13 protein-coding genes and 1 tRNA gene are annotated in these 14,716 nt (G+C 30.0%); 5 read left to right on the top strand and 9 right to left on the bottom strand.

What is annotated here, in order from left to right; genetic code table 11:
* Positions 1–6: 6 nt before the first annotated feature.
* Genes kdsA through CORN_RS02815 form a run of 3 tightly spaced genes read right to left on the bottom strand, consistent with a single transcriptional unit; the run spans position 7 to position 3,114 of the window.
* Entirely contained in the window at positions 7–810 is an 804-nt protein-coding gene (kdsA, locus tag CORN_RS02825; RefSeq protein WP_066008622.1) for a 3-deoxy-8-phosphooctulonate synthase, read from the bottom strand.
* 20 nt (positions 811–830) lie between these two features.
* The gene (locus CORN_RS02820) at positions 831–2,192 is read right to left on the bottom strand and encodes a uracil-xanthine permease family protein (RefSeq protein WP_066008623.1); all 1,362 of its coding nucleotides are present in this window, start codon (positions 2,190–2,192) and stop codon (positions 831–833) included.
* Positions 2,182–3,114: a DMT family transporter gene (locus CORN_RS02815; protein WP_066008624.1), complete on the bottom strand. Its 933-nt coding sequence runs from the start codon at positions 3,112–3,114 to the stop codon at positions 2,182–2,184. The genes CORN_RS02820 and CORN_RS02815 overlap by 11 nt, the downstream gene beginning before the upstream one ends.
* A 101-nt stretch (positions 3,115–3,215) precedes the next feature.
* On the opposite strand from CORN_RS02815, the gene der reads away from it, so the two are divergent.
* From der to CORN_RS02790, 5 genes are read left to right on the top strand one after another with little or no spacing between them, the layout of a single operon-like run.
* Positions 3,216–4,601 (top strand): ribosome biogenesis GTPase Der, encoded by a 1,386-nt coding sequence (gene der, locus CORN_RS02810; RefSeq protein ID WP_066008625.1) that lies wholly within the window; start codon positions 3,216–3,218, stop codon positions 4,599–4,601.
* Positions 4,585–5,082 (top strand): shikimate kinase, encoded by a 498-nt coding sequence (locus tag CORN_RS02805; RefSeq protein WP_066008626.1) that lies wholly within the window; start codon positions 4,585–4,587, stop codon positions 5,080–5,082. Before der ends, CORN_RS02805 begins: the two co-directional genes overlap by 17 nt.
* Complete coding sequence (gene trpS, locus CORN_RS02800; protein ID WP_066008627.1) at positions 5,079–6,038, top strand: tryptophan--tRNA ligase; 960 nt, start codon at positions 5,079–5,081, stop codon at positions 6,036–6,038. Before CORN_RS02805 ends, trpS begins: the two co-directional genes overlap by 4 nt.
* Before the next feature lie 11 nt (positions 6,039–6,049).
* A complete protein-coding gene (serS, locus tag CORN_RS02795; protein ID WP_066008628.1) occupies positions 6,050–7,285 on the top strand; it encodes a serine--tRNA ligase in 1,236 nt (411 codons plus the stop codon).
* A gap of 8 nt (positions 7,286–7,293) precedes the next feature.
* Positions 7,294–9,693, top strand: a complete 2,400-nt coding sequence (locus tag CORN_RS02790) for a tetratricopeptide repeat protein (protein WP_066008629.1) — start codon at positions 7,294–7,296, stop codon at positions 9,691–9,693.
* Between the two features lie 95 nt (positions 9,694–9,788).
* Here CORN_RS02790 and CORN_RS02785 read toward each other — a convergent pair.
* From CORN_RS02785 to CORN_RS02760, 6 genes are all read right to left on the bottom strand, one after another.
* Positions 9,789–9,863 (bottom strand) — tRNA-Asn (locus CORN_RS02785).
* 67 nt (positions 9,864–9,930) lie between these two features.
* Entirely contained in the window at positions 9,931–10,839 is a 909-nt protein-coding gene (locus CORN_RS02780; protein ID WP_094750333.1) for a radical SAM protein, read from the bottom strand.
* A complete protein-coding gene (gene hemE, locus CORN_RS02775; protein WP_066008630.1) occupies positions 10,836–11,858 on the bottom strand; it encodes a uroporphyrinogen decarboxylase in 1,023 nt (340 codons plus the stop codon). The genes CORN_RS02780 and hemE overlap by 4 nt, the downstream gene beginning before the upstream one ends.
* Positions 11,859–11,870: 12 nt before the next feature.
* Entirely contained in the window at positions 11,871–12,377 is a 507-nt protein-coding gene (locus tag CORN_RS02770) for a YqhA family protein (protein WP_066008631.1), read from the bottom strand.
* Between the two features lie 11 nt (positions 12,378–12,388).
* Positions 12,389–13,405, bottom strand: a complete 1,017-nt coding sequence (locus tag CORN_RS02765) for an aspartate-semialdehyde dehydrogenase (protein ID WP_066008632.1) — start codon at positions 13,403–13,405, stop codon at positions 12,389–12,391.
* A gap of 13 nt (positions 13,406–13,418) precedes the next feature.
* Positions 13,419–14,711: a sigma-54-dependent transcriptional regulator gene (locus CORN_RS02760; RefSeq protein ID WP_066008633.1), complete on the bottom strand. Its 1,293-nt coding sequence runs from the start codon at positions 14,709–14,711 to the stop codon at positions 13,419–13,421.
* Between the last annotated feature and the right edge of the window lie 5 nt (positions 14,712–14,716).

Below are 14,716 nucleotides of genomic sequence, written 5' to 3'. Positions count from 1 at the left end.
TCCTTTTTAAATAACTTCTTGAATTTTTAAAAGCGTATTTACGCAGTTTTTAAGTCTTGAAAGATCAAGCATATTTGGCCCATCACATAAAGCATTGCAAGGATCAATATGTGTTTCAAAGAAAAATCCATCTACACCTACACTAGCTGCAGCTCTTGCTAAAGGTTCTACAAACTCACTTTTGCCTCCACTGCTTCCACCGTTTGCACCTGGCATTTGCACACTATGAGTAGCATCAAAAATAACCGGAGCATATTTTCTCATGATAACTAAGCTTCTCATATCTACAACCAAATTTCCATATCCAAAACTAGAACCTCTCTCAGCTACAAAAACTCCATTTTCTTTTGCTATTTCATAGCCTTCTTTACCAATACCTCTAGTTTGTAAAATTTTAGCTATACTATATTTAATATCGTCAGGATTTAAAAACTGACCTTTTTTTACATTAACCTTAGCTTTTGTTTTAGCAGCAGCCACTAAAAGATCAGTTTGTCTGCATAAAAATGCTGGAATTTGCAAAACATCCACAACTTCAGCTGCAATACTTGCTTGAGAACTCTCATGGATATCAGTAAGAATTTGCATGCCAAATTTATCTTTAACTTTTTGCAAAATTTCCAAACCTTTTTCAAGACCTGGCCCTCTAAAGCTACTAATGCTAGTTCTGTTTGCCTTATCAAAACTTGATTTAAAATAAAAATCAATCCTATCATCTTTTAAAAAACACTCAAGCTCTTGTGCAATCTTAAAAACAAGTTCTTCATTTTCTATCACACAAGGACCTGCAATTAATATCATCTTTTTCATCACAATTTCCTTATTTTTTGTTATTTTACTTTATTTTTTTTATTTTCTTCAAGAGGGAAAATAAAATTTAAAATAATAGCTGTAATCCCGCCTGCTGCAATCCCTGAAGAAAACAGAGTCTTAAACCACATTGGCATAAATTCTAAAATATCAGGATTATTAGAAACTCCAAGTCCTATACCCAAACTCATAGCTATAATGATAATAGAGCGACGATTTAGATTTTCTTTAGAGATAATCCTAACTCCAGTAGCTGCTATAGTACCAAACATTACTAAAGTTGCTCCTCCTAAAATAGGCTCTGGAATTTGCAAAGTAACATCTGCCACGATAGGAAATAAACCTAAAATCATCAACATAAAGGCCACAATAAATCCCACATAGCGACTTGCAACACCTGTTAGAGCTATAACACCATTATTTTGCCCAAAACATGAATTTGGAAAAGTATTAAAAAAAGCTGAAACAAAAGAATTAAAACCGTTAGCCAAAACTCCACCTTTTAATCTTTTTGCATAAAGCTCACCTTTAACAGGTTGATTTGAAACTTCGCTAGTAGCACTAATATCGCCGATAGTTTCTAAAGAAGTTACCATAAAAACTAAAATCAAAGGTAAAATTAAATTATAATCAATACTCAAACCATAATGCAAAGGATCAGGTAAAAATACTAAAGGTAGTTTTTCATTAAGATTAAAGCTAAAATTTTCAAAAGTCATAGCTACTAAAAGTCCTATAATCATAGCTATAAACAAAGAAGAAATTCTTATGTAAGCATTGTTAAAACGATTTAGAATAATAATGCTTAAAATCACAACTCCGGCTAATAATAAATTTTGCAAAGAACCAAACTCACCACTTGCTTTAGCACTAAAACCACCACCAGCACTTACAAGACCAACATTAATCAAACTAAGACCTATAATCATCACCACTATACCTGAAACCAAAGGCGAAATTACTCTTCTAATAAAAGGTAAAATTTGAGAAATAACCATTTCAGTGGTAGAACAAAGCATTAATGTGCCAAAAATAGCTCCAAGCATTGCTTCTTGAGATAAACCATTATTTTTTAAAACAAGTCCACCTAGTATAATAGGTGTAACAAAATTAAAGCTAGTTCCTTGAATAGATAAAAGACCACTCCCTATAGGCCCCCAAGTTTTAATCTGCAAAAGCGAGGCAACGCCTGAAGCAAACAAAGACATACATATAATTCTAGCTGTATTACTATCATCCACACCAAGACCTTTACAAATTAATAAAGCAGGTGTAATCACAGCTACAAACATAGCCATCAAATGCACCAAAGCAGCAAAAAATGCTTTAGTAAAAGGTGGCTTGTCTTCTAAACCATAAATCAAATCTGTCTTATTTTCCATTTTTATTTCCTTTTGTTTGCTTACTAACTAAAATAATTCCCCCTAAGATAATACTAAAAATTCCTACAAAAACCATAAAACTAGGAAATTCATCTCCCAATAATATCCCTAAAAATAGAGTAAAAACAACATCTATATAACTAACCCCTGCAACAACTCCTGCTTTTTTTGCTACCCCATAAGCTTTGGTAACATGAATTTGATACATTGCACCAAAAATTCCCATCAAGACAATAAAAATCCAAGCTTTAAAACTAGGCATGACAAAAGGAGCAATTAAAAAATCAAGCTCTTGTATTTCATAAAAAGAACCTATTATCATAGATATTAAAGGCATAAGAGAACCAATTAACACAAAAGATAAAGCTATAAAAGGTGCAGGATATGACTTTCTAAGCTCTCTTACACTTGTTAAAGCTAAAGCCGCACAAAAACCACTTAAAATTCCTAAAATACTATTTTTTAAATCAAAGCCTGAATGTGTAGTACTATCTGCAAAAGGTTGACATATCAACAATACCCCTATAAAAGCAATTAAAATCCCAAAACAAGCTTTCAAACCTAAACTTTCTTTAAAAAACAAAAAAGCAATTAAAGCTATAAAAATAGGTGCTGTTTTTTGAAAAGCAAAAGCACCCCCCAAAGAAATATTAGAAACATTGTAAAAGAAAAGATATAGAGCAATAGTTCCTATAACACCCCTAAAAATAAGTAGACCCAAATGTCCACCACTTTTATGAAAATTTAATTTTGAGAGCGCATAAAGCATAAAAGCAGTACCTATAATGTTTCTAAAAAACATGATCTCAATAGATGAAATTTCTTCACTTAGAATTTTTGCACATGCACCAACTAATGCAAATTCTATTGAAGCAATAATCATAAAATATATACCTAAATTTTTCTTGACTATTCTTAACATACAATTTCCATATAAAAATTATTGTTATTTTAGTCTTTTTTGCTTAATTTTAAGGCAATTCTTATATAATCACAAATAAAAATTTAAAAAAATGAGTATAGATGCAAAGTATTATTTTGATAGGTAAACCCAATGTTGGCAAATCAAGTCTTTTTAACAGGCTCGCAAAAAAACGCATTGCTATAACTAGTGATATAAGTGGAACCACAAGAGATACTAATAAAACTGAAGTTCAAATTGATGGTAAAAAGGCTTTACTAATAGATAGTGGCGGACTCGATGAGAGCAATGAGCTTTTCAAAAATGTCAAAGCAAATTCACTCAAGACCGCTAAAAGTAGTGATATTATTTTCTATATGGTAGATGGAAAATTTTTACCTGATGATGAAGATAAAGCATTTTTTTATGAAATGAAAAAACTCAATAAGCCTATTGCTTTAGTAATTAACAAAATAGATAATAAAAAAGATGAAGAAAGATCTTGGGAATTTTCGAATTTTGGAGTAAAAGAAATTTTTAACATTTCTGTTACACACAATATAGGTATTGATGAGCTTTGTATGTGGGCTGGTAAGTTTTTAAATGAAAATTTTTTAGATGCAGATGAAGAAGAAGATTTTGAAAGCTATTTGGAAAATTTTGATGAAAATAGTGGAGATTTTAAGCTCAAAACCGTCAATGAAAACCATATTAAAGTTGGAATCATAGGTAGAGTAAATGTCGGAAAATCAAGCCTTTTAAATGCTTTAGTTAAAGAAGAGCGTAGTGTAGTAAGCAATATAGCGGGCACGACGATTGATCCTGTTAATGAAAGCATTATGCATAAAGATAAAATCATAGAATTTGTAGATACTGCAGGAATTAGAAAACGCGGTAAAATACAGGGTTTAGAGCGCTATGCGCTAAATAGAACCGAATATATTCTAGCCAACGCTCAAATTGCACTTTTGGTTTTAGATGCAGCTGAAGGTTTTAATGAGCTAGATGAACGTATTGCAGGACTTGCTGCCAAACATTGTTTAGGTGTAATTATCGTTTTAAATAAATGGGATAAAAGCGAGCTTGATTTTGATAAAACTTTAAAAGAGCTAAGATTAGATCGTTTTAAATTCCTAGCTTATGCACCTATTATAAGCGTATCAGCCTTAAGTGGAAAAAGAGTACATGTACTTTTGGATAAAATTTTAGAAGTTTTTGCAAATTTCACGCAAAAAATTCCAACAGCAAAATTAAATACTTTAGTAGAAGAAGCTACAAGAGCACATCCTCTACCACATGATTATGGGAAATTAGTAAAAATTTATTATGCAGTTCAATATGACCTAGCACCTCCAAAAATAGCTCTAATCATGAATAGACCAAAAGCTCTGCATTTTAGCTATAAGCGCTATTTGCAAAACCAAATTAGAAAACAATTTAACTTTGAAGGTGTGCCTTTGATTTTAGCTTCAAGAAAAAAAGGTAGTAAAGATGAGCAAGAAGGATAATCTCCTTTTTGTAGGCTTTATGGGTTGTGGTAAGACAACCATAGCAAGAGCTTATGCTAAAAAATATGATAAAATCTTTTTAGATACAGACAGTTTAATCAAAACAAAATATAATCTTGAAATTAATGAAATTTTTAAAACATATGGAGAAAAAAAATTCCGTAAAGAAGAGCAAAAAATAGCTTTATTTTTACATTGTTTGCAAAATTGCTCCATTGCAAGCGGTGGTGGTTTTATAGAACAAAAAAAATTAAAAAATATTGGTATTATTGTTTATTTAAAAGCAGGCTTTGATTATCTTTTACAAAGACTAAACGAAGAAGAGTTATCTAATAGACCATTACTAGCAAATATAAATAATGCTAAAATACTATTTGATCAAAGAGTAAAAAAATATGAAAAAAAAGCAAATGTTATCATAAATATCGAAAATAAAAGCATTATAAAAATTATCAAAGAAATTAAAAAAGAGGTAAAATGAGAGTTATTACAGGACTACAGCCGAGTGGAGATTTGCATATAGGAAATTACTTTGGATCCATAAAACAAATGCTAAATATGCAAGAAGAAAATCAAATGTATATGTTTATAGCAAATTATCATGCTATGACTTCAAGTTTTGATGGAGAAAAACTCAGACAAAATTCACTCAAAGCCGCAGCAGCTTTTTTAAGCCTAGGAATTGATCCACAAAAAAGCGTATTTTGGTTGCAAAGTGATGTAAAAGAAGTGATGGAGCTTTATTGGATTCTTTCTCAATTTACCCCAATGGGGCTTTTAGAAAGAGCACATAGTTATAAAGATAAAATTGCCAAAGGTTTAAATGCCAACCATGGACTTTTTTCTTACCCTGTTTTAATGGCTGCAGATATTTTACTTTTTAACGCTCAAATAGTTCCTGTAGGTAAAGATCAAATCCAACACGTTGAAATAGCAAGAGATATAGCTTTAAAAGTAAATAATGAATGGGGTGAAATTTTTACCCTACCTCAAGCTAAGGTTAATGATGAAGTTGCAGTAGTACCTGGTACCGATGGAGCCAAAATGAGTAAGTCTTACCAAAACACAATTGATATTTTCAATACACCAAAAGCCATTAAAAAACAAATTTCTTCCATTGTTACAGATAGCACAGCCTTAGAAGATCCAAAAGATTGGCAAAATTGTAATGTATTTAAAATCGCAAAATTGTTTCTAGATAATACAGAACAAGAGGCTTTAAAAAGTCGCTATGAAAAAGGTGGCGAAGGCTATGGACATTTTAAAATGTATTTAAATGAAATTATAAGCGAGTATTTTGTCTCGGCTAAGGAAGAATATGAAAAATTACTAGCTAATCCTTCTAAAATTGAAGAAATTTTAGAATTTGGAGCAAGTAAAGCAAAAAAACAAGCCCAAGAAACAATGGGAAAAATTTATGCTAAAATAGGACTATAAAAGGAGTTAAAATGTTAGATTTAAAACTTTTGCAAAATAATTTTGATGAAATTACACAAAAATTAAAAGCTAAAAAAGTAGATGAAAATTTACTTAAAGAACTGAGTGACTTATTTGTAAATTTAAAAAAAGAAAAAGTACTTTTAGAAGAATTTCAAGCCTTTCAAAACAAATTTAGCAAAGAGCTTGCAACAGCACAAGATAAAGAAAGCTTAAAAGTACAACTAAGCCAAAATAAAGAAAAAATCAATACTCAATCAAAAATTGTTAATGAATTAGAAGAAAAACTAGAGCAAATTGCCTTAGCGATACCAAATATCCCTGATGATTGTGTACCTTTTGGAGAAGATGAAAATGAAAATATAGAATTAAAAAAAGTTCTAACTCCTCCTAGTTTTGATTTTGAAATTAAAGAACATCATGATTTAGGGGAAAAACTAAATTGGCTTGATTTTGCTAGAGGAGTTAAAATTTCGCAAAGTCGTTTTTGCGTACTCAAAAATGAAGGAGCTTTACTAAGTAGAGCTTTAGTAAATTATATGATAGATTTTAATAGAAGTAGAGGTTTTGAGCTAGTTAATGTGCCATTTTTAGTCAATAGTGCAACTATGTATGGCACAGGACAACTTCCAAAATTTAAAGATGATATGTATAAAGTAGAAAATGATGATTTATATCTCATTTCTACTTCTGAAATTCCTGTAACCAATCTTTATTCCAATGAAATTTTAACCCAAGAAGAACTACCTTTAAAAATGACTTGCTATAGTGCTTGTTTTAGACAAGAAGCAGGAAGTGCAGGTAGAGATACTAGAGGCATTATAAGACAACACCAGTTTGAAAAGGTAGAACTTGTTAGTATATGTAAGCCCGATCAAAGTGAGTTGATGTTCGAAGAAATGCTAACTTGTGCTAGTGATTTACTAAGCTCTTTGGGATTAGCCCATAGGCATTTGATGCTTTGTACTGGAGATTTAGGTTTTTCCGCTGCTAAAACAATAGATTTAGAAGTTTGGCTTCCATCACAAAATAAATACCGCGAAATTAGCTCTGTCTCTAACTGTAAAGATTTTCAAGCAAGACGTGCAAAAATTCGCTTTAAAAACGATAAAGGCAAAAATGAGCTAGTGCATACGCTTAATGGCTCTTCACTGGCTGTTGGTAGAACATTGGTTGCTATTATGGAAAATTATCAAGAAAAAGATGGAAATATAAGAATTCCTGACGTGCTAAGAAAATACTTTTAAGAGAAAACATGGCCGAAGAAATAACACTTAAAGAACAAGATAATCAAGAAGCACCTTTTTCGCAAATAGATGAAAATCCAGGAGTGGAAGAACAAACCATCCCTCCTGGTACAATACCACCTGAATTAGAAGAGGAAGAAAGCACTTTTCAAAGAGTAGAAGAAGAACCACAAACAACACAACCTGAAGAGAATAAAAAGTTTTTTGATAAAAAATTTATTATTTTAGTTTCTGCACTTGGAGGTCTTGCTTTAATTTTACTTATTGTTCTGATTTTACTTATTGTTTTTAAAAAAGAGGAAAAAAGTATCTCAAACAATCAAACATTTGAAGATAATGCTAGTATGAGTGTCACTAAAGTAAAACAATCAGCACTAGATCTTGTGGTACAAAAAGCAAATTTATTATACGAAAAAGGTGATATAGAAAGTGCTTTAGAGCTTTATAATAATATTAATATTTTTAATCAATCTTTATCTAGCTACAATCTTGGTGTGGCTCAAATGAAACAAAAAGATTATACTAGTGCTATTGAGAATTTCAAACAATCTTTAGAATTAGGAGAACATAAAGTAGCCGCAGCTATTAATATAGGTGTATGTTATTTTAACCTTGGAGATAGAGAAAAATTTAATTACTATCTTGATTTAGCAAAAGTATATTTACCACAAGATTCAAAATCTTCTTTATATAATTACTATTTAGGCTTAATTAACTATTATCAAGGGTTTTATCCTGAAGCTTTACAGATGTTTATGCGCTCAAGTGATATTAATAGTTATCAAGATGATTCTTATTATCTTGGAGCAAAAATCTATGCATTATTAAATTCTGAAAAAAATGCTATTGATTTTTTACAAAAACAAGAAAATTATGAAGCTAGTTTACCTTTGGGTTTACTATACGCAAAATCAGGAAACTATCAAAAAGCCAAAGAATATCTTGAAAAAGCTTCGAAGATAGAAAGTCAAGAAATGAGAAGTAAAATTGCTTTAGCTTTGGTAGAACTAAAAACTGGACAATTTGCCAATGGCGCTCAAATTCTAAAAGTTTTATATGTAAAAGACAAAGATATAGGATCAAAATATTACAATATAAAAACAAGATTAAAAAGAAATTTTTCAAATATAGACATAGCTCAGCAAAATTTTGCTAAAAGACTAATTACAGGAAAACAGCAAATTTATGATTTGTTATTTTATTTTGCCCCTTATCGTGTATTTGATATTAAACAAAGTATGGAACTCATCACAAAAGCTGACTTAGGAAATTTTCTACAAGGCTATGAATATGAAAACGAACTACTCGTTAAAAGCAAGGCTTTATCGGGTGTTAATGTAGAGTTATCTCATGCCATTAATTTGGCTTTTAACTATCATTTAAGAGAAGCTAATCAAGAATTAAAAAATTTAAGCGAAATTTATCATGCACATGATGTAATTCACTACAATCTTGCTCTTACTTATGCACAATTACAAGATTATAACAATGCTTATAAATACTTTTCAACCGCTTATCATTTAAATCCAAAAAATTACATTGCAGGAATTTTTGCTATATATTGCATGGATTTAGCAAAAAAAGACTACACTAAACTTGCTAATGAGTTTTTAGAAAATTTGCAAGCAGATAATACTATCGATCAAAACCACAATATATATAAATATCTATTATACTTAGTTAAAAGCGATTTTGCTGCTATAATTCCTTATTTAGATAATCTTTCAAATGTAGATACGCCTTTAGAGTTGATGTTTACTATCATAGCTGCTAATGGTAATAACCTTGATATGTTAAGAAATCAAAAAATTATAGAATTAAAAGATCTACTAAACGAAGATATTATTAGCAATATCTTATATTTTAATTCTAAAAACATGAATCTAGATATTAAAGAATATGCTAAACAAGCACAAATGTATTTCTTAACCACCAAACTTGATTATGATTCTTTATTTGGTGGAGCTGGCATAGTAAAAGATAGCTATGTAACACTTATGCAAATTACAGGTTTACTAAATCATGTTAGAAATGATATCAAAAAAAGACTAGCTACTAGTAGCAAAAATTCTATTGGTTTAATCTTTGCTCTTGCTTATGTGGATATTTTTGCAAAAGAGTATCAAGAAGCTTATACTCTTTATAATATCTTGATTGATGATTATAAGATCAAAGATGCTCAAACTTTATTTTTAGCAGCAGTTGCTGCAATAGGCTCAAACAATCCAAATTCAGCCATAGCTTTATTAGAGCTCGCAAGATTGGAAAATGAAGAAACATTAGAAGCACGACTTGCACTAGGGCTTTTATATCATGAAGTTCAAAACTTAGAGCCTGCGTTTTTTCAATATGAGAAAGTAGGCAATAATTTTGAGAGCAAATTTTTTACTTTTGATATTAAAAATTAGTATTTTCTTATTTTGAAGAAAATACTAATAAAAAATTTTAAAAATATAATATATTTTTGATTGTCATTAAAAACGGAAATATTAACCTAAAAGAGTGGCTCCGGATGTAGGATTCGAACCTACGACCAATCGGTTAACAGCCGACTACTCTACCGCTGAGCTAATCCGGAAAATTATAAATAAGAAATGGTATTATATATAAAAAAAATACTTTTGTCAATAGTTTTTTACAAAAAATTATAATTTTTTGTAAAATTTCACTCCAGCTAAATTCTTTACAATAACTTTTTGTTCTTTAATTAATTTTTCCAATATATCTTTGCTATATTGACTAAATTTATTCTCAACATCAAATTCGCTTTGCGCTCTAAGTTGCAACATTTTTAAAAGTTCTTCGATAGTAAAATCAATTTTTTCACCTTTATAGCAATGTTTAGCAAGTACAATAGGTACACTAGTAATATGCATACTTAATTCTTCCAATTTTTTCAAAGATATACCTTTTACAGGATAAGCTGGAGGTCTATCTATGGTACTAAAATCTACTCTCAATGGTTTTATTTTATCAAAAACTTCATTTAAAGCAAGCATTTCTTCTTTATTATCATTCAAACCTTCTACAATTAAAACTTCCATAATTAATTCACCTAAAAACTTTTTTTTAAAAGCTATCATTTTGGTAATCATTTCTTCAAGCTTAATATACTTTAAAGCTCTGTCAATCCTATAAAATGTTTTTTCTATAGCACTATCAAGGCTGAATTTAACAACATCAACGTCCATTAAAGCACTAAAAGTATTTGAATTTAACACTCCACTACCATTGCTTAAAATCAAAAGTTTTTTTTCTTGCTTTATTTTATTTAACTCATAAACCAATTCTTTCAAATAAGGATATAAACTAGGTTCCCCGTTTGCTGTTAGTGTTAAAAAATCAAATTGCACATCATTTTTTAATGCAATTTGCACTTCATTGATAATATCTTTAATATTAGGATAAGTTAAAAATTTTTGTATAGGTTTTGCAGCTTGTAATTCACAATACACACAGTCAAAATTGCATTGTTTTTGATTTGGACTTAAGTCAATCCCCAAGGAAAGTCCAAATCTTCTTGAGCTTATAGGTCCAAAGGTAATTTTACTCACTTTTGCGATTTCTCTTGAACTAGTTTAATAAAATATTTAGCATTTTCAACAGGAATATCAGGTAAAATTCCATGACCCAAATTAAAAATATGTGCACTATTTTGCATGATGTTTAAGATTTTGTCTACGCCTTGCTCAATAGCTTTTTTATCATATAACCTACAAGGCTCCATATTACCCTGTAAAGCATACCTAGCACCCAATTTTTCTTTAGCTAACTCTAAAGGAGTACTCCAATCTACACCAAAAACATCAAAATTTCCATTAATGCTATCCAAGAAACCACTTATGCCTTTAGGAAATAAAATTATAGGAATATGTGGATATTTTTCTTTTACAAAATTAGCAATTTCAAGCATATAATTAAAAGAAAATTCGAAAAACATCTCTTTTTCTAAAGCACTCGCCCAACTATCAAATATCTGTATAGCATTAGCACCCGCCTTAATTTGCTCTTGAATATAATACTTTAAAGCCAAAGTTAGTTTAGATAAAATTTGATGTAGAAATTCAGGATTTTGATAAGCTAATTTTTTACATTTTGCATAATTTTTACTACCACCACCCTCTATCATATAAGTAGCAATAGTCCAAGGACTTCCACAAAAGCCAATCAAAGCTTTATCGTGTGCAAGTTTTTCTCTAGTAAGTGCTAATGCATCATACACATAAGAAAGATTTTTAACACTTTTTTCAACATCTAATTTTTCTAAATCTTCTTTTATTTTAATAGGATTTGAAAACACCGGTCCTTCACCTTTTTCAAATTTTAAATCCATACCCATTTCTAAGGGTACAACTAAAATATCTGAAAAGATAATAGCCGCATCAACACCCAAAATATCCACAGGTTGCAAAGTGACTTCACTCGCCTTCTTGTAATCCTTACAAAGTGATAAAAAATCTCCAGCACTTGTTCTAACTTCCATATACTCAGGTAAGTATCTACCGGCTTGGCGCATCATCCAAACTGGAGTATATGTAGTTGGTTTTTTAAAACATGCATCAACAAAAATCATTTTTATTCCTTATTAATGATCACTTTTGTGTAAGAAATAAAGCCCTATACAAAGAGCCAAAATAGAACCTGCAAGATAAGTCATATCTAGAACCGTGCTAAGTTGCATTTGCAAAATTCTTTGAAAGAAATTTACCACCAAAACCATGATGATTACTTTTGCAAGCTTATCTTTTAATTGATCTAAACTATGTACCTCTAAAACTTTTGATTGTTTAGTTTGCTTAAATTCTTCTATCTCACTAATAAAAAGCTCATAAATTCCAAAAGAAAATATAAATAAAACCAAAGCCATCAAGTATAAATCTACAGCACCTATAATCAAACCAACAATATCTTCATGCAAATCTATTGTAGAATTAGGCAACATAAAATACTCAAATACATATTTTAAAACCTTAATCACATCATAACTTGCAATAAAAAATAAAACAAAAGCTCCTATTAAACCAAAAATCACAGGCAAAATAGTGACCAAACGACTCTTAACTAGTAAATTTTCAAAAAATCTTTCTAACATTTCTCTCCTTTTTAAACCAATTCTAACCATTTTTGTGCAATACGAACTGCATTCGTAGCAGCTCCTACACGAATTTGATCAGCCACACACCACAAATGTAAAATATTTTTATGATTAATATCGCGTCTTATTCTTCCCACATAAGTTTCATTAGTATCGCTTGTAAAAAGTGGCATTGGGTATTTTTTATTTTCTATATCATCAATCACAACAACGCTTGGTGCCTTAGAAAGTATCTCTCTAACCTTAGCCACATCGACATCTTTTTCAAAATGCATAGTAATAGCCTCACTATGGCTTCTGAGTACAGGAACTCTTACGCAAGTTGCTGAAATTTCAAGCTTTTTATGTAATATTTTTTGTGTCTCATTTACCATCTTCAATTCTTCTTTAGTGTAACCGTTTTCACTAAAAACATCAATTTGAGGAATCAAATTTAAAGCCAAGGTATAAGGAAAAGTTTTTGCTTCAAATTCGTCTAGTTTAAATGCAAAAAAACTTTGCATACCCTGAACCAACTCCTCCATACCTTCTTTACCCGCACCACTTGCTGCTTGATAAGTGCTAACATCTACTCTTTTTAAATTAAAAACATCATCAAGTGGTTTTAAAACATGAACCATTTGTATAGTAGAACAATTTGGATTAGCAATAATTCCTGTTTTTTCCCAGTCTTTAATATCTTCACTATTACATTCAGGAACCACTAAAGGAATATTTTCATTCATTCTAAAATGACTAGTATTATCAATTACTACAGCACCACATTCTACTGCATACTTTGCATACTCAGCGCTTATATTCCCACCTGCACTAAAAAATGCAATATCCACAGGATTTTCTTTAAAAACAGTTGGAGTTAGTTCTTTAACCTTATAGACCTTACCTCTAAATTCTACTTCACTACCAACGCTTTTTGCACTTGCTAATGGTAAAATACTTTCAACTGGAAAATCAAGCTCATCTAAGACATTTAAAAGTTCTTCTCCAACAGCTCCTGTTGCACCTACAATAGCTATTTTTTTCATCTTCCATCCTTTTTTAAGTAATATTATATTTTTTCATTTTTTCACTAAAATTTTTCTCACTCATACCTATAAGCCTAGCTGCCTCTGTAATATCTTGTGAATTTTTTAAAGCTTCTAAAATCAATTCTTTTTCAAGATTTTTAATATCTTTATTACTTTTTCTACTTTCTAAAAATAAATCTTGAACACTAATCTTATCATTTTCGCTTAAAATACAAGCTCTTTGTATAATAGAAATCAATTCTCTAATATTTCCAGGAAAATCATAAGCCAATAGAGCATCTTGTGCTTCTTGACTTAAAGTTTTTTCATTAAAATCATATTCTTTACATGTATCAAGTAATACCTTTTGTGCAATTTGCAAAATTTCTTCTTGACGTTCTCTTAATGGCGGTATATTAATAGGGATAGTATTAAGTCTATAATATAAATCTTGTCTAAATTCACTATTTGCTATCTTTTTTTCTATATTAGCATTAGTTGCACTAATAATCCTCACATCAATCTTTATACTTTTAGTACTTCCTAATCTTGTAATTTCTTTTTCTTGTAAAGCTCTTAGTAATTTTGCTTGAATTTCATAAGGCATTTCACCTATTTCATCTAAAAATAAAGTTCCTTCATTGGCAAGCTCAAAAAGTCCTATTTTGGTAGTATTGGCATCAGTAAAGGCACCTTTTTCAAAACCAAAAAGCTCACTTTCTATCAAATTTGATGGAATTGCTGCCATATTAATAGCCACAAAAGGTTTTTGGGATCTTTTTGAATTTTTATGTACAAAATTTGCAAAAACCTCTTTGCCTACTCCACTTTCTCCAAAAAGAACTACACTAGCATCTGTTTTAGCTGTTTTTATGGCTAAATTTAAACAATTTTCCAAGGCTTTAGAAGTACCATAAAAATCTTGATTTTCTTCTTTTTTAACAATTTTTTTACTTATTTTTTTAGAAGTTTTTTCTTGAATCACTTTAGCACGTTTTATTGCAGTTACTAAAGTATTAATATCAAATGGTTTTACTAAAAAATCTTTCACACCAAGTCTAACTGCTTCTATAGCACGATTTAGTGTTGCATTACCTGTGATAATAATAAAGTCATATTTGTTTTCACAAGCTTGCACAAATTCAATACCATCCATACCCGGCATATTAATATCCGTGATAATCAAATCAATATCATCGTTTAACTTTTTTAAAGCTTCGGTTGCTGATTTATAAGATTTTATAGTAAATTCTTCATACTCACTCAAAGCAATTTCAAGTGATTTTCTCATATTTATATCATCTTCAACTATAACTAAATTCATTTTAA

The organism is Campylobacter ornithocola (assembly GCF_013201605.1).
In the GTDB taxonomy this organism is placed as follows: Bacteria; Campylobacterota; Campylobacteria; order Campylobacterales; family Campylobacteraceae; genus Campylobacter_D; species Campylobacter_D ornithocola.
Note: the sequence above shows the minus strand (reverse complement) of the source record. Positions and strands in the feature narration are given on the sequence as shown.